This window comes from Lelliottia sp. 7254-16, from assembly GCF_002922995.1.
Classification (GTDB): Bacteria; Pseudomonadota; Gammaproteobacteria; order Enterobacterales; family Enterobacteriaceae; genus Enterobacter; species Enterobacter jeotgali.
Window position 1 is genome coordinate 36,876 of the sequence record NZ_PQVS01000009.1, and the last position, 23,809, is coordinate 60,684.

Consider the following 23,809-nt stretch of genomic DNA (forward strand, 5'->3'; position numbering starts at 1 on the left):
CCCTGCGCTAATTTCCTTAGCCTTGCCCCGTATTCACCGACACGAGGCAACCATGACCATTTCAACTGACCTCTCCCTTTTGCACGACCCGCGACGACAGGCGCGCCTGTTGTTCTGGCAGGGTTTTTCCGTGCCACAAATTGCCGACACGCTGCAGATGAAGCGCCCGACGGTGCAGAGCTGGAAGCAGCGCGACGGATGGGAGGAAACCGCCCCGCTCAATCGCGTGGAAACGACGCTTGAGGCGCGGCTGATTCAGCTTTATGCCAAGCCCGACCTGACACCGCATGACTTTAAGGTCGCTGATTTTTTATCGCGACAGATGGAGCGACTCGCGCGCGTGAATCGCTACGGCCAGACCGGTAATGAAGTGGATTTAAATCCCAATATCGCGAGCCGCAACAAAGGCGATCGCAAAAAGCCGAAACGTAACTTTTTCAGCGAGGAGGCTATCGAGAAACTGGAAGAGATTTTCCTCGACCAGTCGTTTGAGTATCAGCTCAACTGGCATAAGGCAGGCATCGCGCACCGCATTCGCCACATCCTTAAATCGCGCCAGATAGGCGCAACGTTTTACTTTGCGCGCGAGGCACTTTTGCGCGCCCTGAAAACCGGGCAAAACCAGATATTTTTGTCAGCCAGTAAAACGCAGGCTTACGTGTTCCGAAAATACATCATCGCCTTTGCGCGTCTCGTCGACGTCGACCTGTCGGGCGACCCGATTGTCATCGGCAACAACGGTGCAGAGCTGATTTTCCTCGGGACCAACTCCAACACCGCGCAGAGCCACAATGGAGACCTGTATGTCGATGAAATTTTCTGGATACCGAATTTCCAGCGGCTGCGCAAAGTGGCGTCGGGGATGGCATCACAGTCGCATCTGCGCACCACCTATTTCTCAACTCCGTCCACGCTGGCGCACGGTGCTTATCCGTTCTGGTCAGGCGAGCTGTTTAACCGGGGGCGCAGCAATCGCGACGAACGGGTCGACATCGATATCAGCCACAAGGCGCTCGCCGGTGGCGTGCTGTGCCCGGATGGTCAGTGGCGGCAGATTGTCACCATCGAGGATGCGCTCGCCGGGGGCTGCACCCTGTTCAATCTGGATCAACTGAAACAGGAAAACAGCGCAGACGATTTCCGCAACCTGTTCATGTGCGAGTTCGTCGACGACAAGGCGTCGGTATTCCCGTTCGAGGAGCTGCAGCGCTGCATGGTCGATGCGATGGAAGAATGGGAGGACTTCGAACAATTTGCCGACCGTCCGTTTAACTGGCGTCCGGTGTGGATTGGCTACGACCCGTCACACACCGGCGACAGTGCAGGCTGTGCGGTAGTGGCTCCGCCGCTGGTTGCCGGGGGCAAGTTCCGCATCCTTGAGCGTCACCAGTGGAAAGGGATGGATTTTGCGGCGCAGGCGGAGGCCATCAGGTCACTCACCGAAAAATACACCGTCGACTATATCGGCATCGATGCGACCGGCATCGGCCAGGGTGTTTACCAGCTTGTGCGCTCATTCTTCCCGGCGGCGCGCGCCATCCGCTACACGCCTGAAATGAAAACCGCGATGGTGCTGAAAGCAAAAGACACCATCCGACGCGGGTGTCTGGAATACGACGCCGGTGCAACTGACATCACACAGTCGTTTATGGCCATTCGCAAAACCATGACCAGCAGCGGGCGCAGTTCGACCTATGAAGCGAGTCGAAGCGAGGAAGCCAGCCACGCGGATATCGCGTGGGCGACCATGCACGCCCTGCTAAACGAACCGCTTTCCGCCGGGAGCGGGATGCACTCAAACTCTATTCTGGAAATTTACTGACATGGCAAAAGCAAAATTTAAACCGACCACTACGACCTCCCGCGCACCGCAAAAAATGGAGGCGTTCACCTTTGGTGAGCCCTCCGCCGTGATGGACAGGCGCGACATTCTCGATTATGTCGAGTGTATTCATAACGGGAAATGGTACGAGCCGCCGGTCAACTTCTCGGGGCTGGCAAAAAGCCTGCGTGCCGCCGTCCACCACAGCTCCCCGATTTACGTGAAGCGTAACATTCTGGCGAGCACCTATATCCCGCACCCGTTGCTGTCGCGTCAGGATTTCAGCCGCCTTGTACTCGACTATCTGGTCTTTGCCAACGGCTACCTTGAGAAGCGCATGAGCGTCACCGGCCAACTCATGAAGCTGGAAACATCGCCTGCGAAATACACCCGCCGTGGCGTCGAGGATGATGTTTACTGGTACGTGTCGAGTTTCACCCACCCGCACGAATTTGCGCCCGGCTCGGTGTTTCACCTGCTTGAGCCGGATATTAATCAGGAGCTTTATGGGATGCCGGAATACCTGAGCGCACTGAATTCCGCCTGGCTGAATGAGTCCGCCACGCTGTTTCGTCGCAAGTATTACCAGAACGGCGCGCATGCGGGTTACATCATGTACGTGACCGACGCGGCGCAAAGCAGCACCGACGTCGAATCGCTGCGTGATGCGATGCGTAATTCAAAGGGACTGGGGAATTTTAAAAACCTGTTTTTCTACGCGCCCAACGGGAAACCGGACGGCATTAAGATCGTGCCGCTGAGTGAAGTCGCCACCAAGGATGATTTTTTCAATATCAAAAAGGTGAGCGCCGCTGACCTGCTCGATGCGCACCGCGTCCCGTTCCAGCTCATGGGTGGTAAGCCCGAAAATATCGGCTCAATGGGGGATGTCGAGAAGGTGGCGCGGGTCTTTGTGCGTAACGAGCTGACGCCGCTGCAGGAGCGTTTCAAAGAGGTTAACGACTGGCTCGGGATGGAGGTGATCCGCTTTAAAGATTACAGCCTCGAAACAGAGTAAAACCCGCCAAAATGCCGCCTCCGGGCGGTATCATCACAGACCGCCTCAGAAGCGCCACACGCCATGCAACATCCCGCGTACCCATGCACAGACCAGCACATCAACAGTGCCGCCACGACGCCCACAGACGCGTAAAATTAAATGCTGTCACCGGTGCTGGCGCGCAATGCTTTCCCCGCCACGCCTGCACGCTTGATCGGGCGGTTTTAATGCAAGTGCATTTCCTTAATTAACCTGCGCCCTGTGAGAAACGAATAACTTTTTAGCACGTGCAGTTTTAGATGCAATAGAATGCAAATAATTGCATAATCGAGAAATTGTCCTAATTAGAGTTTCCGGCAGAATACAACATAACCAAGGAAAATTATGAGCAGCCTTAAGCACAGCCTCGATGAACTTCAGCAGATAGCAAAAGAACGTACAGTTAAGACTCAAACCATTGAATATGATTTGGAAACTTTAGTTAAAAAAATAAATAGAAATGTAATAAAATTAAACCCAGAATATCAACGAAAACATCGATGGGACGACGAAACATCTTCAAAGTTAATCGAGAGTTTAATACTTAACATCCCTATACCTTTCATATACATATCACAAGATGTAGATGTTGATGATGAAGTCGACACTGAATCCTCACGCTTTTCAGTAATTGACGGACAACAAAGATTAACAGCGATATATAATTTCTTTCAAAATGAGTATGAACTTCAAGGATTAGAGGTATTAGATAGTTTAAATGGTGCCAACTATAAAGACCTCCCCTCATTTTTAATTCGTAGGCTTGAAGAAAGAAGTATAAAATGTTTGAGAATTGACTCTACGCTTGACCCTCAAGTGAAATATGACATCTTTGAACGACTGAACTCCGGCTCAGTTAAATTAGAATCGCAGGAACTACGTAATGCAACCTGTAGAGGCCCTTTCAAAGAAATGATAAAGGGTTTATCTCAAGACATAAACTTCATCAGAAGTTGCAAGCTAACTCCTAATAGTAAGAGAGTTAGAAAAATGGAAGATGAAGAACTTGTACTTCGCTTCTTTGCAGTTAATTATAAAAACAGCTTCAAAGATTATAAAGGAAAGTTTAAAAATTTCCTGACTACCAAAATGAATAGTTTTAATGAATTGAGTGAGAGTGATTTAAACAACATGAAAAAAATGTTTATAAACACTTTCGACAGTATCGAAAAGTCTGGAATTGAATCACCATTTGCAAAGTACAGAATTACAGGTACCAACCGAAAAAAAATGTCTGACTTCAATGCTGCCGTGTTCGATTCAATTACGCATTTATATATTGAAAGCGCAAAAAAAAATAGAGTTGTCACCGTTAGTACGATCACTAAAATGTTCTCGGATCCAATATTTTTCTCTGCATGTGAGGGTAGTGTAAACGACGTATCAAAACTCACATATCGCATTGAAAAGGCTAAGGAATTAGCATAATGACAACATTCATTTCAGATTATCTAGATACTGTGGATCTTCAATGGAATGAAGTTGACCTTTTGGTCGCTGAGGCCATAGCCGTTCAACATACAAAAGAAGATCTATACAATGCACTATGCCGTTCAATAACTGTTCTAATAGTTGCACACATGGAAGGCTTTATTAAGGGAGCTGTCAAAAACATTATTAGCGACTATACAGAAGTAGAATTTAAAAATTTACCCACTTCAATAAAAAGAACTTATTGTAAAAAATATCTCGGATTCGACGAAAAAGCATTCCCTGCATACCAAGATACAATCCAGTGTTTAATTGAAGATTTAGAAAGATCTACTGATTTTAAAATATCTCACGAGCCGTTTATTTCTGATAAAAACAGAAACCCCAAACCTGATTCGATTGAATCAGTAGCATCTCGTTTTGGTGTGAAAGATATTTTCAAAAACCTACACAACTCCAGATTTGATAATGTTTTTGCAATGTCCCCAACTCAAATTAAGAGATCGCTCGATATTTCCTTAAGACTCACCAAAAGAAGAGTCTCAAGCTTCCCTTATAAAATAAGCAGGCACCCCTACCAAACGAACCCTGAGAAGTACCCTGGACGTTCTATGTGGCAAACATTTTTAGATGACGTGAACCAGAAGAGACATAAAATAGCACATGGAAATGATTTCAATAACATTTCAGACATAAACTCACTTATAGAATTTAAAGATAAAGTACGTATTTTTCAATACTCTTTTTTATTAATAATTTGCTCAGAAGTATGCAATTCATAGCAATGTTTAAGATAAATAGTAACTTTTCTGTTGAGGGGTACATCTATAAATAGCGCCAATGCTGGGTAAGATGAATTTATCTTCCCCAGCCGAAAACCTCATTACTACATCCTAAAACCTCATCTTCATTGCTCAATTCAATCTCCATTACTTGCCTAATTGATGACGTGCTCAAAATTTTCACTTCTTCAACCTTTGCCAATCCACAGTTATTGACAGGACTCCGAGGCGCGGCAATGCCGCTTTTTAAAGTCAAAGGCTCAACGGTCAACAGCTTTGGAACGATGCGCCATTCGGCTGTCCGCGTAACGTGTACAAGCTCAGAGCCCAAGTGCGGGGCGTAGATGCCCACGACTCTCTCTATATCCTCTTCGTAGGCGTTGACCTCGTCAGTTACGTTACGAGCCACACGGACGGTCTGGCTATCGCGTGGAACATTCGCCCCACCCTGCGCTGCGATATATAGGTCAAATTCACCTTCATCAGCTGCAGCTCTGGTCGCTTCGACACGCTCATCGAATTCATCAGCAATGCTCACCCCGCGAGGCAGTTTGCGCAGTTCGCGATATGCGCCCATCGTCGGCAGGCCAATTGATTTGAATTGCGGGATACGCCACGTTGACGCCCATGCGGTTACAGCTGCGGCGGTATCGGTGAGAGGCTTGCCGGTATCGTGATCCACTTGACCATCGAGCGCGTAACCATCGATGTTCTTCGCAATGTATTTAGCGATGTAACCGGCTGCACCACCTTGATTGAGGTGCTTCGCTTCAAAGCGCTGTGCTGCAGCGCCCTTTTCATCGCCATCTTCCTTTAAGGCATAACGGCGCATGATTTCGGTGATGTGTTTGCGTTGCTCAGGTTTGCAAAAAAGCATCATGTGCCAGTGCGGCGTTCCGTCATGATGCGGCTCAACAACACGCATCCCGTAGACCTGAAGATCGTTATCTTTAAAAGCTGTACGCATCAGGCTCCAGATACGGCACAAATACCGTTGCCCATCCTTCGGCGTAAAGGCGGTTTCATTCCAGCCGTGATTAAGTTGCACCGTCTTTTTATCCCCCTTTCCGACCTGACGTGTCGGGTGATACTTCGATGGCGTGGTGATAGTGATGAACATCCCGACGTCACCCTGACCGGCCGCATAGCGTTCGATGCCTGCAATAGTGTTCATCAGTTCCATACGACGAATTTCAGGGTTTGAAATACTTCCCATGACTTTGCTGATGAGATCGATGCGCTCACCGGTAACTTTGTTTTCCAGCTCACACGATTTGAGGTATTCGAGGTTAGCCAGGCGGCGAGAATGTACGTCGCGGATCGCCGTTTTGCTGGCGTATGGGGAACGGTCTTTATTCACCTCACCGGCGGCAATCAGCAATGCCTCGTGCCAGCGCATACGCTGCGCCTTAAACTGGTTAATCCACCATTCATCGTTAATCAGACGAGCGATAGCGGAAAATGCCTGGCGAATTGTGATTTGCCCTTTGCGGTATTTTTTCCAGAACATTGGGGTGATATTGAATGCACGCGCTGCACCGGCAACGTGCCCAAACAAATGCGCCTGTGCCTCATCGGTGAAAAGAGTCTCTTTACCGCCGTGAGCATCTGCCCAAGCATCGCTTAATTCTTCATAAGCAACATAGAGCTGCGAAGCGATACGAGCTGCAAACTTTTTGAGCGCCTTGTCACTCATACCAGGTAAACGCGAATAGCTTTCGCGCTCGCTCATGAAGAGTAGCGAGGCGGTCTCGTTCATTCCGTTTAGCTGGTTAACCCGCTCAAGACGTGGCCCCACCCTTTGCTCGACGGTGTTCTTAAGGAAATAGAAACCATGAAGTGGGCTTTTAGTACGACGGATGAAGTCATACCGGGAGTTGAACAACGTTTTTAAGACGTATGGCAGGCGATTAACTTTACCTAAAACACCTTGCACCTGACGGAATTCGCCACGTGTAAGGGGTCTGTCACGGCCAATTGCAGAGCGTGGAGCATTCCAGGGATAAGCACCGACGAAAGTATCATCGGTGTGCTTCGGGAAAGGAGGCGGTGGCGAGGGGGCAATACGCCCCCGAGGTTCAACGGCCATTTGAAGTGAAGGCGTCCAGACATTGCTTCGCTACGCGCTCAATCTGAGTTTCAAGCGCCGAGAAACGAGTAGCGTCTCCCGTTAAAAGGTCATGCAAGACAAGACCGGAAACGAGCTTAGAAATTGTCGGGTAGTAACCCACTACATCCAGCCATTCCTTACCTTCATTCTTGCCGGATGTAGCAGTTTTCTTTTCCTGCAAAATAAATTGATAGCGGTCGCTGGTAATGACGTACTGGTTATTTATCTCGATGCGTATGCTCATTTTTACTTCCTGTTAAAAGTGGTTAATCCGCTCTACCGAAAATCGAGTTGTGTAACTTTTCCGACTCCTGACCTAATAACTCGATAATCTCGGTGCGATTAAGTTCTGACTTACTGATGTGCGCGATAAGACCGTCAAACTGAGAAGAGAAACGGGTCGCTGTGTCGCGCTGTGCTTCGCTTACTGTCTGCGCCAGAAGTACGGAATACATGCCCCGCTGCGCTGTATTTTGTTTTTGCATTTGCCTATCTCCAGACAAAAGGAGTCCCCACGCTGTAAGGCGCGTAATAAAACGAATCCAGATTAATTAATGTAAATACTGCTCAGGTTTTACCGAGGTTAAAATGGTTGGCGCGTACTCAAAAAGGCTAAACAACTCTCGCAAGGCGCGGAATAGTTTGTCACGCCAGTAGCATTCCTCTTCATTCAATCGCCAGTGCGGCATACTGAACTCCTGATCCGTAAGCCCGGCATGACGGAAAAGAGAACGTCTTTGACTCACAGTAAGACGGCTAATGAAGGTCGCCTTAGTCGAGCCATGCTGGCGAAACCGACTGAATGCGAATCTCAGTTCATCCAGAGCGCAGACAAGACGCTCGCGCTCTGCTTCGTCCATTTCTTCTAAGCGCATGACGGAGTGGCGCTGTTTTAATTGAGCGTGAAAACAAACGGTCAGTCGTTCGCGCTCCATCATTTGATTGTAAAAATCACAGGTGTCCTGCCAGCGTGGTAGCGCCAGGTACTTACCGACCAGACCCCGAAGCGCCGCTGGTTGTTTCTGGATCACATCAAGAGTCATGACAGTCATAACCACAGCCCTCTTTTTTTGACCAGGCGGCGAAGCGTCTCAATCACGCCAGCCTTACGAGTGCGGATGATGATGCCCTTGCGGCCGCGCCCGTGAGTAATAGTGAAGTTCATCGGGCTAGGGCTTTCTCTGCGGAGTAACTGAGCAATACAATGAGGCTCCTTCGTACGTTCAATATTCATTAACGTGGCTCTCCTAAACCAAGCCACATTAGCCACCCTTCTCGAATTTCTTTCGGGCGGCTGTCATAGGCCATCTTCATACCCTTGTTCCACGCTGGCAGGTATACCCAATATTCCCCGGCTCTCCCACTGGTTGACTGCGGATCGGTCATCTCCACGATGGGTAATTTGCCCTTCTCAATCATCCCTTTGACTGCTGCAGGAGTTTTACCAATAAGACGTGCGAATTCCTGGTATGGAACGGCGTCGCTCGCACTATCAATGACCCTATTCATTTGTGAGTATTCCTCGTTAGTGTTTTAATTGCTCCCAATGGCTTTTAATTGCCATATTGGAGCCATTATCTTGCGATAACGAATTGAAGATTACTCTGTTATCGTTTTTCTATCAATAGTGGAGTGTTAATTACGATGATACCCGTCAATGAGAAGCTAGCCATCATGCGTGAGTCAGAACGTATGAACAGAAAAGAATTCAGTGACTTAACTGGCGTTCCATACAGCTCTCTTTCGAGTTACGAGAAGGGTGTAAAAGATATGGGCATACAGGCAGTGATGAAGATTTTGAACCATCCACAGTTCAAAAAATACACTATGTGGTTTATGACAGAGTCGATATCACCTGAAGCTGGGCAAATTGCACCGGCTCTCGCGCACTTTGGGCAGCAGACAACAACGTCACCCCACTCAGACCAGAAAACTGGCTAACCATTTACGGTGCTTATTTGTGCTGTAAATGCACAGTGAGTTTTTGTTATGTAAATCAGGAAATTGAAGTACGCAATAACATCATCGGGAGGCTTTATGTCTGTTAAAAAGCTCGATGATGGTCGATATGAAGTGGACGTCAGACCTGCAGGGCGCAACGGAAAGCGCATCCGCAGGAAGTTCGATAAGAAAAGCGAAGCTATCGCTTTCGAGAAACATACGCAGTACAACCATCACAACAAAGAATGGTTAGCGAAACCGACAGATAAGCGGCATCTGTCGGAACTGACAAAAATTTGGTGGGAGTTGAAAGGCAAGCACGAGACTCACGGTCGAGATTACTTGGGCAAGATTGAGTTGTTCACCAAGATAACCAATGACCCATGTGCCTTTCAGATTACAAAATCATTGATAAGCCAGTACAGCTCGGTACGGCGTTCTCAAGGTATCAAACCATCGAGTATAAATCGCGATTTGACCTGTCTTAGCGGGATGTTTACCGCATTGATAGATGCAGAGCTATTTTTCGGGGAGCATCCTTTCCGAGGCCTGAAAAGGTTGAAAGAAGATAAACCGGAAACTGGATATCTCACACAAGAAGAGATCGCCGAGCTCCTTTCCAAAGTAGACGGGGATAATAAAAAAATCGCGATTCTTTGCCTGAGCACCGGCGCGAGGTGGAGCGAGGCAGCAAAACTGAAAGCGGAAAACATCATTCAAAATCGCGTCACGTTTGTTAAGACAAAGACCAACAAGCCGCGAACCGTTCCGATATCTAAGGAGCTGGCAACAATGATCACAAAAGGTAAGCGTGGTTTCCTTTTCACCGAGGCTAACTATCCAGCGTTCAGACGGCTGATGAAAGAGCTGAAACCCGATCTGCCACCTGGTCAGGCTACACACGCATTGCGTCACAGCTTTGCTACTCACTTTATGATTAACGGAGGCAGTATTATCACGCTTCAACGGATTCTCGGGCATTCAAGGATTGAGCAGACAATGACCTATGCACACTTCGCCCCTGAATATCTGCAGGACGCGATAACGCTCAACCCTTTACGCGGTGGCACTGACGCTCAGAGTGTCCACACAGTGTCCACGCTTGAGTGATTTATAGTGGTTTTCAGTGGTCCTGTGTGCCGCGCAAACCCGCATTGCACCGCTGAAAGCCCCTGCTGTAAGGGTGTATAAACGCCCTTACGCAGGCTTATTTTTTGCCTTTCATCCTGTTCTTACGCGCTTTTTCCCTCCCTGAGATACACTCTTGATAGAGCTAAATAGGGAGCAACCTTGGATGTCGACATATCCGGATAGTTTACTGATCCTCAACGGCAAAAGTGCGGGCAATGACCTTCTGCGCCAGGCGATTGCTGATTTGCGTGAAAGTGGCGCACAAATTCACGTCCGTGTGACCTGGGAAAAAGGCGACGCGGCTCGCTATATTGACGAGGCCTGTCGGCTGGGCGTCGCAACGGTGATCGCCGGTGGCGGCGATGGGACGATTAATGAAGTGGCAAGCGCACTGATAGAACGCAATGCCGCGCAGCGCCCGGTGATGGGCATTTTACCCCTTGGTACCGCCAATGATTTCGCCACCAGCGCGGGTATTCCAGAAAGCATGGATAAAGCCCTACAGCTGGCGATCGTCGGGAAAGCCACCGCGGTCGATATCGCCCAGGTCAATGATAAAACCTGTTTCATCAACATGGCGACAGGCGGTTTTGGCACGCGTATTACCAGCGAAACGCCAGAGAAACTCAAAGCCGCGCTTGGCGGGGTATCGTATCTGATTCACGGGCTGATGCGCATGGATATGCTCAAACCCGACCGCTGCGAAATTAACGGTGAAAATTTCCACTGGCAGGGCGACGCGCTGGTTATTGGGATTGGTAACGGACGTCAGGCGGGCGGCGGACAACAGCTTTGCCCGGAAGCGCTGATCAACGATGGTCTCTTACAGCTGCGGATTTTCACCAGCGACGGAATGCTGCCTGCGCTGTTCACCACCCTGACCCGCCCGGAAGAAAGCCCGAACGTGCTCGATGGACAGTCGGCGTGGTTTGAAATTATCGCCCCACACGGAATGACCTTTAACCTCGACGGCGAACCGCTCAGCGGCGAGCATTTCCGCATTTCCCTGCTCTCCGGCGCGCTGGAGTGCCGGTTGCCGCCGGATTGCGTGCTTCTACGGTAACGGCTATGCCCGGCGGCGCAACGCTTGCACGGGCCTAAAGGGTTGTGCGGTCTGGTGCCCTCACCCCGGGCCTCTCCCACAGGGAGAGGGTGAAAACATAAAAAACGGCAACGATGTTGCCGTTTTGCATTGACCTTGTAGGCCGGGTAAGGCGCAGCCGCCACCCGGCAACAAAACACACAGTTCAATACGCTGCCACCTCCCGCGCCATCTCGCGGGTGTACTGTTGGCTGGCGTTCACCAGCATTCGCGTATAGTCGGTTTTCGCGCTTCCGGCGACCAGCTCATCTACGGTCAACGTTTCCAGAATCTTGCCGTATTGCATCACCGCCACTTTCTGGCACAGATGGGCAATCACGCCGAGATCGTGCGTTACCATCAGATAGGTGAGATTCGATTCGCGCTGCAGTTCTGCCAGCAGATTTAAAATCTCCGCCTGCACTGACACGTCCAGCGCCGACGTGGGTTCATCCAGCAGCAGCACCTGCGGCTCCAGAATCAGCGCCCTGGCGATAGCCACGCGCTGACGCTGACCGCCGGAAAGTTGATGCGGATAGCGATCGCGAAACGCCCGGTTCAGCCCTACTTTGTCGAGTAAACCATGAATGCGCCGATCGCGGTCCGAAATGCCGTGAATTTGCAGCGGCTCTTCCAGAATATCGCCAATCGTGTGACGCGGATGCAGCGATCCATACGGGTCCTGAAACACCATTTGCACCCGGCGGCAGCGTTCGGCGTTGATCTTTCGCCCCAGCGGAATACCGTCGATCGCCAGTTCGCCGTCCCAGTGGGTAAACAACCCGGCCAGACATTTCAGCACCGTGGTTTTGCCGGAACCCGATTCCCCCACCAGCCCGTAAATCTTCCCTTCCCCGACGCTAATGTTCACCTCGTCGAGCACCTGATTGCGCTTTTCACCCTCGCCAAACGCCAGGTTGAGGTTTTTAATCTCGATCATCTCTGCTCCTTACTCGGTGAGCCAGCTGGCCTGGCGCTGCAATACGGGCAGCACCGGACGGCGATGGTTAAGTTCCGGCAATGCGCTGATTAGGCCCTGGGTATAAGGATGCTGCGCGTTGTGCAGATCGCAGGCAGCGATGGACTCCACCACCCGACCGGCATACATCACCAGCACCCGGTCGCAAAAACTGCGCACCAGGTTGATGTCATGGCTGATAAAAATCAGCCCCAGACCACGCGACTTAACCAGATCGTCGAGCAATCCCAGCACCTGCAAGCGCACGGAAACGTCGAGCGCAGAGGTCGGTTCATCGGCGATCACCAGTTCGGGATCGGTTATGAGCATCATAGCGATCATGATGCGCTGCCCTTGTCCGCCGGAAATTTCGTGCGGATACAGGTGATAGACCCGCTCCGGCTGGCGGATGCGCACCACGTCGAGCATCTCCAGCACTTTGGCTTTCGCCTCGGCTTTGCGCCCCGGATGGTGCGTCAGCCAGGCTTCGGCAATCTGATCGCCGACGCAGACCACCGGATTGAGGGAATATTTCGGGTCCTGCATGATCATCGAGATGCGCTTGCCGCGAATGCCGCGCATCTGCGCCTCGCTGACCGCACGCAAATCGACATCGCCAAACTGCATCTTTGTGGCGCTGATCCGCGCCTTCGCCGGATGCAGACGCAGCAGCGCGCGCCCGACCGTGGATTTCCCGGAGCCGGACTCGCCGACAATCGCCAGCTTCTCACGCCCGAGCTGGAAGGAGACGCCGCGCACGGCGTTGGTCACCGCGCCGCCGTTGATAAAATCGACGTGCAGGTCACGCACGTCGAGCAGTGGAGCGTTATTCGCTGCGAGGATCGAGGATGTCACGTAGGCCATCTCCTAAGAAGTTGAACGCCAGGCTGTTGATCAAAATCGCCAGCCCCGGAATAGTCACTACCCACCAGCACTCCATCATGTAGGTGCGCCCGCTGGAGATCATCGCGCCCCACTCCGGCTCCGGCGGCTGCGCGCCGAGGCCGAGAAAGCCCAGACCGGCGGCGGTCAGAATGATCCCGGCCATATTCATGGTGATACGAATAATCACCGACGGCAGGCACAGGGGAACAATATGTCGCCACAGCACACGCACCGGGGACGCACCCTGTAAACGCACCGCCGAGATAAAATCGGCCTGGCGCAGCGAGAGCGTTTCCGCCCGCGCCAGACGGGCAATCGGCGGCCAGGCGGTAATCGTAATGGCAATCACCACGTGCTCCAGCCCCGGACCGAGTGCGGCGACAAACGCCAGCGCCAGCACCAGGCTTGGGAACGAGATAAAGATATCCGTCACGCGCATCAGCACCGCATCGACTTTGCCGCCGAAATATCCGGCGGTGACGCCCAGCAGCAACCCTAAAGGCCCGACGGTGACTGACACCAGCAGCACGATATACAGCGTGATGCGCGAGCCGTACACCAGGCGGCTGAAAATATCGCGGCCAAACTCATCGGTGCCAAACCAGTGCCGGGCATTCGGCGCGACCAGCGCATTGTTGAGGTCTTGCACCAGCGGGTTATACGGTGCAATCAGCGGGGCAAAGGCGGCGACGATCAGCAGCAGCAGAACAATCCCGCCACCGATTGCCGTCAGCGGGTTGCGCGCCATTTTGCCGACAAAACCGGCCCCACGGTTCAGGCTGCGTTTGATACGCTGGCGGCTTTCGCGGTTAGCGGCCCCCAGCGGCGTATCCAGAGAAACGGTCATGATTTCGTCCTCGGGTCAAAGAGTTGATACAGCATGTCGGAGAGCAGGTTGAGCATCACAAAGATGACGCCCACCAGCAGCACGCAGCCCATTACCGCATTCATATCGCCGAGCAGCAGGCTGCCGGTGAGATAAGAACCAAAACCCGGCCACGAGAAGACGGTTTCAATCAGCACCGCGCCTTCCAGCAGCGAGCCGTAGGCCAGCGCGACTACCGTTAACAGCTGCACCAGGATATTGCGAAACGCGTGATTCCAGATAACCTGCCGCTCGGTTAAGCCTTTCACCCGCGCGGTGATGATGAACTCCTGCGAGAGCTGCGCCAGCATAAAGCTGCGGGTCATACGGCTGATGTAGGCCAGCGAGTGGAAGCCGAGCAATGACGCGGGCAGCACCAGATGATTGATCGCGTTCCAGAACACGGCGCTGTTGCCCGCCAGGAGTGCATCGACGGTCATCAGTCCGGTCCGGCGCGGCACGATACCATCCAGTCCCAAATCCAGCCTTCCAGCACCACCCACCCAGCCGAGCCAGGCATAGAACAGCAGCAGCCCCATCATCCCGACCCAGAAAATCGGCGTGGAATAACCCGCCAGGCTAATGATGCGCACCACATAATCAGACAGGCTATTGCGCCGCGCCGCCGCCAGCACGCCCAGCGGAATGCCTAAACCCGCGCCAACGACGATCGCCATCGTTGCCAGCTCCAGCGTCGCCGGGAAGACGCGCAGGATATCGTCCGTCACCGGTTTGCCGGTCAGCAGCGCATTCCCCAAATCACCATGCAGGAGATTGTTCAGGTAAATGCCGAATTGCGTCAGCAAGGATTGATCGAAGCCCAGCTGGTGATAAACCTGCTGATAGGTGCTGTGGTCGGCGTCCGGCCCGACAATCGCCAGCACCGGATCAACCGGCATCACGCGACCGATAAAAAAGGTCAGCAGCAGCAGGCCAAACAGCGTCACCAGCACCTGCGTCAGCCGCTTCGAGAAACGGCGGGTACGGGAGGCGGGAGATAGGATCGCGACGCTCATTGTTCACCTCCGGTTTTGTAGACTTCACGCAGGAACGTGGTGGCCGACGGGTGCGACTGGAAGTTTTTGACTTCATTGCGCACCACGACCGAATCGACCATTTGCGACAGAGGGACCATCGCCGGGATCAGTTGGTCGTAACGGACCTGGATCTGCTGATAATCGGCGATTTGTTTTTGCGGATCGCGCTCCAGCAGCGCGTTGTCGATCATTTCGTTCAGGGGTTTGTCGTAGAAACTGGTGCGCCAGCCCTGGAAGTTGGTGAGCCGCGCTTCGTCGCTGTTGTCAGGGTTATAAACCAGCGCACGCAGGCTGGAGTGCGGATGCGGCTCGACCCCACTTCCGCCGCGCCCAACCAGCATGTCGAACTTACGCTCGCGCATCGCACCGTAGATCTGGTTCCCGGTGCCGGTAATGATTTTGGCGTTGATCCCCGCCTGCATCAGCGTGGACTGCACGGCAATGGCGATATTGAGGAACGGCTGATCCGCCAGCACGCGCAGGGTGGTGTCGAAACCTTGCGGATAGCCCGCTTCGGCCAGCAGCTTTTTGGCGCGTGGAATATCCAGCCGATAGCCAGGGTCCGGCAGCGTCGACGGCATCCCGGCTTTGATCGGGCGCTGGTGCAGCACGCCGTAGCCCGGCATCAGCGCTTTGTTGATACCCTGATAATCAATCAGATAGCGCACCGCTTCGCGCACTTTCGGGTTGGCGAAGTGCGCCTCTTTCATGCTCATCGCCACGTAATAAACGGTCCCTTTCTGCACGGCTTCAACCGTCAGCTGAGGGTCTTTGCGCAGGGCGTTGATATCGGACACCGCCATGTTACTGGCAATATCCAGATCGCCTTTCTCAATCATCAGCCGCAGGGTTTGCGACTCCTGAAAATGGCGCAACACGATGCGGTTCATTTTCGGTTCTTCGCGCCAGTAGTGCGGGTTGCGCTGCATGCGCAGAACATCCTTCGCCTGCCAGGTGTCGAGCATAAACGGCCCAGAACCGGCCTCGTTAGTGGTCAGCCAGCGATTTCCCCAGTCGTTGTTCACTTCGTGAGATTGCACCGTTTTACTGTCGAGCACGCCGAGATTGCCGAGCGCCCCAAGAGAGTAAATCACCAGCTGCGGATCGTTCGGCTTGGGCAGCACAATTTGCACGGTGTAGTCGTCGGGCGCGCTGATTTGGTTATCGATATTTTTCTTGCTGAAACCGTAAGATTTCCACACCGACGCTTGCGCCAGATTCAGGTGCAGCAGGCGGCGCATTGACCAAACCACATCCTGCGCGGTGAGCGGATTCCCGGAGTGGAATTTGACGTTATCGCGCAGATGGAAAGTCAGGGTTTTGCCGTCCGGCGCAATATCCCAGGATTTCGCCAGCGCGGGCCTGACGTTGGTCAGTTCATTCGGATCGAGTTCCACCAGCGAATCGTAGAGATTCACCACGATGCCGACCACTTCGTTGCCGGTCATCGCGGCCGGATCGAGCGTCAGCAGGTTGTTCATGTTCATGCCGATGATGAGCTGGTCGGGCGGCGTTTTCGCGTATGCCGCCCCGCTCCCCATCATCAGCGAGAGCGCGAGTAAGCACGCCCTCAACAGAGGAGTTTGTTTCATGTATATATCGCCTGTAGGGTACGTTTTGCCGGATGGCGGCTCACGCCTTATCCGGCCTACGGGGCCACGTAGGCCCGATTAGCGCAGCGCCATCGGGCATTTTTATTGTTCAGTCGTGGCTGACTGTATTGGCTTCGATATACGCAAAATTGATGTCTTCGCCGAGACCCGGTCGGTCCGGCAGGCTGACCATGCCGTGTTCATCCATCGGGTCGACGAGGCTGTGGAGATAGGCAGCCGGTTGGTCGTAATCCAGGAACGGATGCAGCAGGCCGCGCTCATACCAGCGGCAGTTTTTAATCGCACCGATCACCGCCAGGCTTGCCGCGCCGTTGCCGTGAACTTCGCAGTCCATGCCGAAGGATTCCGCGAGGTTCGCCACTTTCAGCGTCGGTGAAATCCCGCCTACGCCGTTGGCTCCTGCGCGAAGAATGTCGCAGGCCCCGGCTTTTACCCAGTCGGCGCGACTGTGGTGTTTTCCGCCCAGGCTTTCCGGGCCAATAATTGGAATCGACAGGTTTTCCGCCAGCCATGCGTAGGAGGCCATACTCTCCTCTTCCATCGGCTCTTCGAACCACGCGAAGTTGAGTTTTTCCAGCTCTTTGCCGATGTACAGCGCTTCGGTGCGGCTGTACCAGTGGTATCCGTCAATCATCAGATCGATATCCGGTCCGACCGCTTCACGCACGGCGGCGCAGGCTTTGACGTCCATTTTCGGGTTCGGTGCAAACGAGACGGGCGGCATCCAGGTGTGCAGTTTGATGGCTTTGTATCCGCGCGCCACCAGGGTTTCGGCAAAGCTCGCGTACTCGTCCGGCGTCGACAGACCGCCCGGCAGATCGTCCCCGCACATGGTGCTGCCGTAAGCCGGAACTTTATCGCGGTAACCGCCGAGCAGTTTCCACACCGGCATATTCAGTTTGCGACCAATCAGATCCCACAATGCCTGCTCAATGAACCCGAGGGCTCGCTCGGTGAGCTGATGTGCGCTCCCGCGCTGCCAGTGCGCCAGCTCCTGCCAGATTTTTTCGCGGTTGAACGCATCCTGGCCGACCAGCACTTTGCGAAAGAAGGTATTGACCACAAAAGGGCGCACCACTTCCGGCGGCGCAAAAGCATACCCTTTGGTGCCATCGTCTGCCGTAATACTCAGCATTGCCATTTTGGCCATGCTTTCCGGGCCTGGGTGCGAATGCCCGGCGCTGTCGGAGACCCGTCGCGTCGGATGCTGGAAGACGGTGACGTTTACAGATTCTATTTTCATTATCAGTCCTTAAAACAACAGAGGTTCAGAGCGACGTCGTAATTTGAAAAGCCGTTTCGAAAGTAACTTTAAGCGCAAAATTCATCCGCTGCCTTAGACAAATTCCGCTAAGCATCGGTCATTTATTGGGCATATGCACGGGGAGGAGTGACACTTTTCACAAAAGACAGGGGAAGTGTGAAGTTGATCGGGATGGGTGTTTGAATGAAATGAAAAAGGGTTTCGGGTTTAAGTGCGGTGCGGTCTGGGCCCCTCACCCCGGCCCTCTCCCAAAGGGAGAGGGAGAAAAGAAAGTCCCCTCTCCCACAGAAAGTGGAGAAGTCATAGTCCCCTCTCCCACATGAAGTGGAGAAGTCATAGTCCCCTCTCCCACAGAAAGTGGAGAAGACATAGTCCCCTCTCCCACAGGAAGTGGAGAAGTCATAGTCTCCTCTCCCACAGAAAGTGGAGAAGACATAGTCCCCTCTCCTACAGAAAGTGGAGAAGTCATAGTCCCCTCTCCCACATGAAGTGGAGGAGTCATAGTTCCCTCTCCCTGTGGGAGAGGGTTAGGGTGAGGGCAACAGGCTACGCGATACTCACCTTCGTATCCAAATACACATCCTGCACCGCGTTAATCAGCTTAACGCCGTCGGCCATCGATTTTTTAAACGCTTTACGACCGAGAATGAGCCCCATGCCGCCCGCGCGTTTATTGATAACCGCCGTTCGTACCGCGTCGGTCAGATCCGTTTCGCCGCCTGCCGCGCCGCCGGAGTTAATCAGCCCTGCACGCCCCATGTAGCAGTTGGCGAGCTGGTAGCGCACCAGATCGATCGGGTTATCGCTGGTCAGCTTGCTGTAAACGCGGTCGTCGGTGTAACCGAAATTCACCGCCTTATAGCCGCCGTTATTTTCAGCCATTTTCTGCTTCACGATATCCGCGCCAATGGTCGCCGCCAGATGGTTCGCCTGGCCGGTGAGATCCGCAGACACGTGGTAATCCACGCCATCTTTCTTAAACGCATTGTTACGCAGATAGGCCCACAGCACCGTCACCATGCCCAGTTCGTGCGCACGCTCAAACGCTGCCGAGATCTCTTCAATCTGACGACGAGACTGTTCAGAGCCAAAGTAAATGGTCGCCCCCACCGCCACCGCGCCCATGTTGAAGGCCTGTTCAACGCTGGCATACAACGTCTGATCGTATTCGGTTGGGTAGCTCAAAGTTTCGTTGTGGTTCAGTTTTACAAGGAATGGAATGCGGTGCGCGTAACGGCGCGACACCGAAGCCAGCACGCCGTAAGTTGACGCCACGCAGTTACAGCCGGCTTCAATCGCCAGCTCAACAATATTCTTCGGATCGAAATAGAGCGGATTGGCGGCAAACGATGCCCCCGCGGAGTGCTCAACGCCCTGGTCAACGGGCAGAATGGACAGATAGCCCGTCCCGGCGAGGCGTCCGGTGTTGTACAGCGTCTGCATATTTCGCAGCACCGCTGGCGGGCGATTGTTATCCATCATCACCCGATCAACATAGTCGTGGCCCGGCAGGTAGAGCTGATCGGCTGGAATAGTCATACAACGATGCTGTAAAAGGCTGTCGGCGTCTTTGCCAAGCAGCTGCGCAATATCAGTCATAGCGATGCTCCCGTAAGTTCCGACATCATGTCGGAGCGTGTTATCCATACCCACAAATTTGTGAGCAGACTAAGCCTGGACCCGACTTAACCTAATTTCCAGCATTCGCAACTTTTTTCAGCACAATCTGCTGGCTCGTTTCGTGTACAACAAAACTGTTACATTGATCAAACATTCGCCCCAAAGGTATTTAAAAGGTATTATTGAGTGGTATGTTAAAGGCGTACCCTCTCTGACATGCAGGATTAAACAATGAAAACGAAAGTCCAACTGTCATTCATGATGTTTGTTGAATGGTTTATCTGGGGCGCATGGTTTGTGCCGCTGTGGCTGTGGCTAAGTAAAAGCGGCTTTACCGCCGGGGAAATTGGCTGGTCTTATGCCTGTACGGCCATCGCGGCGATCCTCTCGCCGATCCTCGTCGGCTCGCTGACGGACCGCTTCTTTGCCGCGCAAAAAGTGCTGGCGGTGCTGATGTTTGCCGGGGCGATTTTGATGTACTTCGCCGCCCAGCAGACCGAATTCAGCGCCTTCTTCCCGTTGCTGCTGCTCTACTCTCTGACCTACATGCCAACCATCGCGCTGACCAACAGCATTGCCTTTGCTAACGTCGACGACGTCGAGGCCGATTTCCCGCGCATCCGCGTGATGGGGACGATTGGCTGGATTGCCTCCGGTCTGGCCTGCGGATTCCTGCCGGAAATGCTCGGCTTTAACGACATTTCGGACACCAATATTCCTCTGCTGATGACGGCAGCCAGCTCCGCGCTGCTGGGCGTATTTGCCCTGACACTGCCGAATACGCCACCGAAGAGTACCGGCAAGCTGGACATCAAGGTGATGCTGGGGCTGGACGCGCTGATTTTGCTGCGCGATAAAAACTTCCTCGTGTTCTTCTTCTGCTCGTTCCTGTTTGCGATGCCGCTGGCGTTCTATTACATCTTCGCCACGGGCTATCTCACCGAAGTGGGGATGAAAAACGCCACCGGCTGGATGACGCTCGGTCAGTTCTCTGAAATCTTCTTTATGCTGGCGCTGCCGTTCTTCACCAAGCGCTTTGGTATCAAAAAGGTCTTGCTGCTGGGCCTGATCACCGCCGCCATCCGCTACGGCTTCTTCGTCTTCGGCGGCGCGGACCAGTACTTCACTTACGCCCTGCTGTTCCTCGGCATTTTGCTCCACGGCGTGAGCTACGACTTCTACTACGTCACTGCCTATATCTATGTGGACAAAAAAGCGCCGGTGCATATGCGCACCGCAGCACAAGGGCTGATTACACTGTGCTGTCAGGGCTTTGGCAGCCTGCTGGGCTACCGCCTGGGCGGCGTGATGATGGAAAAAATGTTTGCTTATAAAGAGCCTGTGAATGGGTTGACCTTCAACTGGGCCGGAATGTGGGCGTTCGGTGGCATCATGATTGCCGTCATCGCCGTTCTGTTTATGCTGTTTTTCCGCGAATCGGACAAAGAGATCACCGCAATCGAGGTGGTCGATGGCGATACCGCGCTGACACGAGGGGAAGTTAAATGAAAGCAGAACGTATTCTCGGTGCCCTGTACGGGCAGACGTTGGGGGATGCGATGGGCATGCCGTCGGAACTGTGGCCCAGAAGCCGTGTGAAAGCCCACTTTGGCTGGATCGACCGCTTTTTGCCGGGTCCGGCAGAGAATAATGCCGCCTGTTATTTTGGTCGCGCAGAGTTTACGGATGATACGTCGATGGCCCTGAGCCTGGCGGATGCGATTATCGAATGCGACGGACAGATCAACCCAGACGCCATCGGCAGACATATCCTGCTGTGGGCGGAAGAGTTTGATGCCTTTAACAAGAATGTACTCGGCCCGACGTCGAAAATTGCGCTGAATGCCATTCGTGCGGGCAAGCCGGTGAGCGAGCTGGAAAACAATGGCGTCACCAACGGGGCGGCAATGCGTGCATCGCCGCTGGGCTGCCTGCTCCCGGCGACCCGTCTTGAGCATTTTGTCGAGCAGGTGGCGCTGGCGTCCAGCCCGACGCACAAATCGGATCTGGCGATTGCCGGGGCGGTGGTGATCGCCTGGGCCATCTCCCGCGCCATCGACGGCGAAAGCTGGCAAAACATTGTCGACGCCCTGCCCGGCATCGCGCGTTATGCCCAGGAGGCCAAAACCACTACGTTTAGCGCATCTCTGGCCGCACGTCTGGAACTGGCGCTTAAAACCGTGCGCGAAGCCAACGGCATTGATTCCGCCAGCGAGCAGATTTATCAGCTGATCGGCGCGGGCACCAGCACCATCGAATCCGTTCCGGCGGCGATTGCAATGGTCGAACTGGCCGGCACCGACCCAAACCGCTGCGCGATTTTGTGCGCGAATCTCGGCGGCGATACGGACACCATCGGCGCGATGGCCACCGCCATTTGCGGCGCGCTGCACGGCGTTCAGGCAATTGATCCGGCGCTGAAAGCCGAGCTGGACGCAGTGAATCAGCTTGATTTCAACTACTACTGCGACCATCTGCTGAACTATCGGGAACAAAGAGAGGGCGCATGACAACCGGACTTTCTCACAGTCTTGAAACATTAACGGCACAGCGCCCGGTTACGGTGCTGGGCGCGGCGGTTATTGATGTGATCGCCGACGCCTACGCCCTGCCCTGGCGCGGGTGTGACATCGAATTAAAACAGCAGGGCGTGAACATCGGCGGCTGTGCGCTGAATATCGCCATCGCGCTTAAACGCCTCGGCATTGAAGCGCAAAACGCGCTGCCGGTCGGGCACGGCGTGTGGGCCGATATTATTCGCAACGCAATGGCGAAACAGGATCTCCACAGCGCAGTGGAAGCCGACAGCGGCGATAACGGCTGGTGTCTGGCGCTGGTGGAGCCTGATGGCGAACGCACCTTTATGTCCTTCAGCGGTGTGGAAAACCAGTGGCAGCAGAGCTGGCTGGATGCGCTGGTGATTCCGGCCAAAAGCCTGGTGTATCTTTCGGGCTATCAGTTGGCCTCGCCGTGTGGTGAACTGCTGATGCGCTGGCTGGAAGAACTGAACGACGTCACCGCGTTTATCGATTTCGGTCCACGGCTCGCGGATATCCCTGATGCGCTGATGGCGCGAATTATGGCCTGCAAACCGGTTGTGTCGCTCAATCGTCAGGAAGCGCAGATCGCCGCTGAGCGCCTTGGCGTAGCAGTGGAATCATTGGGCGAGGCGTGGCAAGACCGCTACGGCTGCCCGTTGATTGTGCGTCACGATAAAGACGGCGCCTGGTATTACGACGGCGAAAACGCAGGATATGTTCCGGCCTTTACCGCGACAGTGGTGGATACCATTGGCGCGGGAGACAGTCACGCAGGCGGAACCCTGGCCGGGCTGGCGGCAGGCTGGACATTGCCGGAGGCGATAACGCTGGGAAATGCAGTCGCGGCGTGGGTGGTGAGCCATCGCGGTGGCGATTGTGCGCCGACGCGCGAGGAACTACTCCTCGCACACAAAGACGTATAAGTCGCTGCGACAGTAACTAATACTGTACTCAATCGGCCGGTGTTGCTGGTCAAGCGCAACTTGCTTGATCACCAGCACCGGTATTTTTTCGTCCATTTTGATGTGCAGCTGGAATTCGCTGTCCGGCATCCGGGCGCTGACGCGGGAGCGCGTGCGCTGCGGGAAGATATTCTGACTGCGGAAATAGTCATACAGGGAAATACCGATGGCGTCGGGATCGTGGATAAGCCCAACCGGCACCCACGACTCTTCAATCGAGACGGCATCGTCGTCCACGTAGCGAATGCGCTTGAGCATAAACACCTCGCTTTGCGGCGCGATGGCAAGCTCCGCCGCCACCTCGTCCGGACACTTAACGATCCGCTTATTCACCCACAGGGTATTGGGCTTTTTACCGCGCAAAACCACCTGCTGGGAAAATCCTCGCGCTTCCTTGAGCGAATATTCAAAGATGTTATTGATTTGGGTGCCGTAGCCACGTGAACGCGTCACCACACCCTCTTCTTCCAGCGCCTGCATCGCCTTGCGTACCGTAATGCGCGACACCCCGGTTAACTGGCTCAGATCGCGCTCGCCCGGCAAAATATTGCCGTGCTCCAGTATTCCGCTGCGCACGGCGTTTTTGACCGTCTCAGCAAACCTGAGGTACAGCGGGGTGTTATCCCCCGCCGCGATCCGTTCATTCAGTTGAGCAATTAACCGGGTATGCGCTTGTTCCATCTCTGTTTTCCTGGCCGAAAATCTCTAGCCAGTATACTCGCTCAACC

The 23,809-nt window shown here is 53.7% G+C and carries 24 protein-coding genes; 10 read left to right on the forward strand and 14 right to left on the reverse strand.

Annotation, left to right across the window (positions count from 1 at the left end):
• Positions 1-52: 52 nt before the first annotated feature.
• The 4 genes from C3708_RS13315 to C3708_RS13330 all read left to right on the forward strand — a co-directional run bounded on the left by C3708_RS13315 (position 53) and on the right by C3708_RS13330 (position 5,074).
• Entirely contained in the window at positions 53-1,822 is a 1,770-nt protein-coding gene (locus tag C3708_RS13315; RefSeq protein ID WP_103949573.1) for a terminase ATPase subunit family protein, read from the forward strand.
• Between the two features lies 1 nt (position 1,823).
• Complete coding sequence (locus C3708_RS13320; RefSeq protein ID WP_103949574.1) at positions 1,824-2,840, forward strand: phage portal protein; 1,017 nt, start codon at positions 1,824-1,826, stop codon at positions 2,838-2,840.
• Between the two features lie 366 nt (positions 2,841-3,206).
• Entirely contained in the window at positions 3,207-4,289 is a 1,083-nt protein-coding gene (locus C3708_RS13325; protein ID WP_103949575.1) for a DUF262 domain-containing protein, read from the forward strand.
• A complete protein-coding gene (locus C3708_RS13330) occupies positions 4,289-5,074 on the forward strand; it encodes a HEPN domain-containing protein (RefSeq protein WP_103949576.1) in 786 nt (261 codons plus the stop codon). Before C3708_RS13325 ends, C3708_RS13330 begins: the two co-directional genes overlap by 1 nt.
• 76 nt (positions 5,075-5,150) lie before the next feature.
• Here the strand turns inward: C3708_RS13330 and C3708_RS13335 are convergent, their stop codons facing one another.
• The 6 genes from C3708_RS13335 to C3708_RS13360 all read right to left on the reverse strand — a co-directional run bounded on the left by C3708_RS13335 (position 5,151) and on the right by C3708_RS13360 (position 8,693).
• A complete protein-coding gene (locus C3708_RS13335) occupies positions 5,151-7,163 on the reverse strand; it encodes a replication endonuclease (protein ID WP_233210417.1) in 2,013 nt (670 codons plus the stop codon).
• Positions 7,153-7,428: a DUF5405 family protein gene (locus tag C3708_RS13340; RefSeq protein ID WP_103949577.1), complete on the reverse strand. Its 276-nt coding sequence runs from the start codon at positions 7,426-7,428 to the stop codon at positions 7,153-7,155. Before C3708_RS13340 ends, C3708_RS13335 begins: the two co-directional genes overlap by 11 nt.
• A 22-nt stretch (positions 7,429-7,450) precedes the next feature.
• On the reverse strand, positions 7,451-7,669 hold the full coding sequence (locus C3708_RS13345) for a DUF2732 family protein (RefSeq protein ID WP_103949578.1): 219 nt from the start codon (positions 7,667-7,669) through the stop codon (positions 7,451-7,453).
• 66 nt (positions 7,670-7,735) lie between these two features.
• Positions 7,736-8,236, reverse strand: a complete 501-nt coding sequence (locus tag C3708_RS13350; RefSeq protein WP_103949579.1) for a replication protein B — start codon at positions 8,234-8,236, stop codon at positions 7,736-7,738.
• The gene (locus C3708_RS13355; RefSeq protein WP_103949580.1) at positions 8,233-8,418 is read right to left on the reverse strand and encodes a hypothetical protein; all 186 of its coding nucleotides are present in this window, start codon (positions 8,416-8,418) and stop codon (positions 8,233-8,235) included. The genes C3708_RS13350 and C3708_RS13355 overlap by 4 nt, the downstream gene beginning before the upstream one ends.
• Complete coding sequence (locus C3708_RS13360; protein WP_103949581.1) at positions 8,418-8,693, reverse strand: regulatory phage cox family protein; 276 nt, start codon at positions 8,691-8,693, stop codon at positions 8,418-8,420. The genes C3708_RS13355 and C3708_RS13360 overlap by 1 nt, the downstream gene beginning before the upstream one ends.
• A gap of 135 nt (positions 8,694-8,828) precedes the next feature.
• Here C3708_RS13360 and C3708_RS13365 point away from each other — a divergent pair, with 135 nt between their 5' ends.
• The 3 genes from C3708_RS13365 to yegS all read left to right on the forward strand — a co-directional run bounded on the left by C3708_RS13365 (position 8,829) and on the right by yegS (position 11,319).
• A complete protein-coding gene (locus tag C3708_RS13365) occupies positions 8,829-9,125 on the forward strand; it encodes a helix-turn-helix transcriptional regulator (protein WP_103949582.1) in 297 nt (98 codons plus the stop codon).
• 96 nt (positions 9,126-9,221) lie between these two features.
• Positions 9,222-10,235: a tyrosine-type recombinase/integrase gene (locus C3708_RS13370; protein WP_103949583.1), complete on the forward strand. Its 1,014-nt coding sequence runs from the start codon at positions 9,222-9,224 to the stop codon at positions 10,233-10,235.
• A 184-nt stretch (positions 10,236-10,419) separates the two neighbouring features.
• Entirely contained in the window at positions 10,420-11,319 is a 900-nt protein-coding gene (gene yegS, locus C3708_RS13375) for a lipid kinase YegS (RefSeq protein WP_095282620.1), read from the forward strand.
• 184 nt (positions 11,320-11,503) lie between these two features.
• Here the strand turns inward: yegS and C3708_RS13380 are convergent, their stop codons facing one another.
• The 7 genes from C3708_RS13380 to fbaB all read right to left on the reverse strand — a co-directional run bounded on the left by C3708_RS13380 (position 11,504) and on the right by fbaB (position 19,558).
• On the reverse strand, positions 11,504-12,277 hold the full coding sequence (locus C3708_RS13380; protein WP_103949584.1) for an ABC transporter ATP-binding protein: 774 nt from the start codon (positions 12,275-12,277) through the stop codon (positions 11,504-11,506).
• Positions 12,278-12,286: 9 nt separating this feature from the next.
• A complete protein-coding gene (locus C3708_RS13385; protein WP_103949636.1) occupies positions 12,287-13,150 on the reverse strand; it encodes an ABC transporter ATP-binding protein in 864 nt (287 codons plus the stop codon).
• The gene (locus C3708_RS13390) at positions 13,122-14,027 is read right to left on the reverse strand and encodes an ABC transporter permease (protein ID WP_103946201.1); all 906 of its coding nucleotides are present in this window, start codon (positions 14,025-14,027) and stop codon (positions 13,122-13,124) included. The genes C3708_RS13385 and C3708_RS13390 overlap by 29 nt, the downstream gene beginning before the upstream one ends.
• Positions 14,024-15,061 carry an ABC transporter permease gene (locus tag C3708_RS13395; RefSeq protein ID WP_103949585.1) on the reverse strand — a complete coding sequence of 346 codons (1,038 nt, stop codon included), beginning with the start codon at positions 15,059-15,061 and terminating at the stop codon, positions 14,024-14,026. The genes C3708_RS13390 and C3708_RS13395 overlap by 4 nt, the downstream gene beginning before the upstream one ends.
• Positions 15,058-16,674, reverse strand: coding sequence for an ABC transporter substrate-binding protein (locus tag C3708_RS13400; RefSeq protein WP_103949586.1), 1,617 nt, complete (start codon positions 16,672-16,674; stop codon positions 15,058-15,060). The genes C3708_RS13395 and C3708_RS13400 overlap by 4 nt, the downstream gene beginning before the upstream one ends.
• Before the next feature lie 109 nt (positions 16,675-16,783).
• The gene (locus C3708_RS13405; RefSeq protein ID WP_103949587.1) at positions 16,784-17,938 is read right to left on the reverse strand and encodes a mandelate racemase family protein; all 1,155 of its coding nucleotides are present in this window, start codon (positions 17,936-17,938) and stop codon (positions 16,784-16,786) included.
• Positions 17,939-18,505: 567 nt separating this feature from the next.
• Positions 18,506-19,558, reverse strand: a complete 1,053-nt coding sequence (gene fbaB / locus C3708_RS13410; protein ID WP_095282626.1) for a class I fructose-bisphosphate aldolase — start codon at positions 19,556-19,558, stop codon at positions 18,506-18,508.
• Between the two features lie 252 nt (positions 19,559-19,810).
• Between fbaB and C3708_RS13415 the strand changes: the two genes are divergently transcribed.
• From C3708_RS13415 to C3708_RS13425, 3 genes are read left to right on the forward strand one after another with little or no spacing between them, the layout of a single operon-like run.
• Complete coding sequence (locus tag C3708_RS13415) at positions 19,811-21,088, forward strand: nucleoside permease (RefSeq protein ID WP_095282627.1); 1,278 nt, start codon at positions 19,811-19,813, stop codon at positions 21,086-21,088.
• Positions 21,085-22,089 (forward strand): ADP-ribosylglycohydrolase family protein, encoded by a 1,005-nt coding sequence (locus C3708_RS13420; protein WP_095282628.1) that lies wholly within the window; start codon positions 21,085-21,087, stop codon positions 22,087-22,089. Before C3708_RS13415 ends, C3708_RS13420 begins: the two co-directional genes overlap by 4 nt.
• A complete protein-coding gene (locus C3708_RS13425; protein WP_103949588.1) occupies positions 22,086-23,042 on the forward strand; it encodes a PfkB family carbohydrate kinase in 957 nt (318 codons plus the stop codon). The genes C3708_RS13420 and C3708_RS13425 overlap by 4 nt, the downstream gene beginning before the upstream one ends.
• Here C3708_RS13425 and C3708_RS13430 read toward each other — a convergent pair.
• Positions 23,016-23,762 (reverse strand): GntR family transcriptional regulator, encoded by a 747-nt coding sequence (locus C3708_RS13430; protein WP_095282630.1) that lies wholly within the window; start codon positions 23,760-23,762, stop codon positions 23,016-23,018. The two genes, C3708_RS13425 and C3708_RS13430, sit on opposite strands and share 27 nt — an antisense overlap.
• Between the last annotated feature and the right edge of the window lie 47 nt (positions 23,763-23,809).

Bases quoted from the DNA above. Each gene is read 5' to 3' on its own strand.
- C3708_RS13420 (WP_095282628.1), top strand. From the start codon at position 21,085: ATGAAAGCAGAACGTATTCTCGGTGCCCTGTACGGGCAGACGTTGGGG.
- C3708_RS13340 (WP_103949577.1), bottom strand. From the start codon at position 7,428: ATGAGCATACGCATCGAGATAAATAACCAGTACGTCATTACCAGCGAC.
- C3708_RS13325 (WP_103949575.1), top strand. From the start codon at position 3,207: ATGAGCAGCCTTAAGCACAGCCTCGATGAACTTCAGCAGATAGCAAAA.
- C3708_RS13345 (WP_103949578.1), bottom strand. From the start codon at position 7,669: ATGCAAAAACAAAATACAGCGCAGCGGGGCATGTATTCCGTACTTCTG.
- C3708_RS13370 (WP_103949583.1), top strand. From the start codon at position 9,222: ATGTCTGTTAAAAAGCTCGATGATGGTCGATATGAAGTGGACGTCAGA.
- C3708_RS13415 (WP_095282627.1), top strand. From the start codon at position 19,811: ATGAAAACGAAAGTCCAACTGTCATTCATGATGTTTGTTGAATGGTTT.
- C3708_RS13390 (WP_103946201.1), bottom strand. From the start codon at position 14,027: ATGACCGTTTCTCTGGATACGCCGCTGGGGGCCGCTAACCGCGAAAGC.
- C3708_RS13430 (WP_095282630.1), bottom strand. From the start codon at position 23,762: ATGGAACAAGCGCATACCCGGTTAATTGCTCAACTGAATGAACGGATC.
- C3708_RS13320 (WP_103949574.1), top strand. From the start codon at position 1,824: ATGGCAAAAGCAAAATTTAAACCGACCACTACGACCTCCCGCGCACCG.
- C3708_RS13330 (WP_103949576.1), top strand. From the start codon at position 4,289: ATGACAACATTCATTTCAGATTATCTAGATACTGTGGATCTTCAATGG.
- C3708_RS13400 (WP_103949586.1), bottom strand. From the start codon at position 16,674: ATGAAACAAACTCCTCTGTTGAGGGCGTGCTTACTCGCGCTCTCGCTG.
- C3708_RS13315 (WP_103949573.1), top strand. From the start codon at position 53: ATGACCATTTCAACTGACCTCTCCCTTTTGCACGACCCGCGACGACAG.
- C3708_RS13355 (WP_103949580.1), bottom strand. From the start codon at position 8,418: ATGAATATTGAACGTACGAAGGAGCCTCATTGTATTGCTCAGTTACTC.
- C3708_RS13425 (WP_103949588.1), top strand. From the start codon at position 22,086: ATGACAACCGGACTTTCTCACAGTCTTGAAACATTAACGGCACAGCGC.
- C3708_RS13350 (WP_103949579.1), bottom strand. From the start codon at position 8,236: ATGACTGTCATGACTCTTGATGTGATCCAGAAACAACCAGCGGCGCTT.
- C3708_RS13380 (WP_103949584.1), bottom strand. From the start codon at position 12,277: ATGATCGAGATTAAAAACCTCAACCTGGCGTTTGGCGAGGGTGAAAAG.
- fbaB (WP_095282626.1), bottom strand. From the start codon at position 19,558: ATGACTGATATTGCGCAGCTGCTTGGCAAAGACGCCGACAGCCTTTTA.
- C3708_RS13335 (WP_233210417.1), bottom strand. From the start codon at position 7,163: ATGGCCGTTGAACCTCGGGGGCGTATTGCCCCCTCGCCACCGCCTCCT.
- C3708_RS13405 (WP_103949587.1), bottom strand. From the start codon at position 17,938: ATGAAAATAGAATCTGTAAACGTCACCGTCTTCCAGCATCCGACGCGA.
- C3708_RS13395 (WP_103949585.1), bottom strand. From the start codon at position 15,061: ATGAGCGTCGCGATCCTATCTCCCGCCTCCCGTACCCGCCGTTTCTCG.
- C3708_RS13365 (WP_103949582.1), top strand. From the start codon at position 8,829: ATGATACCCGTCAATGAGAAGCTAGCCATCATGCGTGAGTCAGAACGT.
- yegS (WP_095282620.1), top strand. From the start codon at position 10,420: ATGTCGACATATCCGGATAGTTTACTGATCCTCAACGGCAAAAGTGCG.
- C3708_RS13360 (WP_103949581.1), bottom strand. From the start codon at position 8,693: ATGAATAGGGTCATTGATAGTGCGAGCGACGCCGTTCCATACCAGGAA.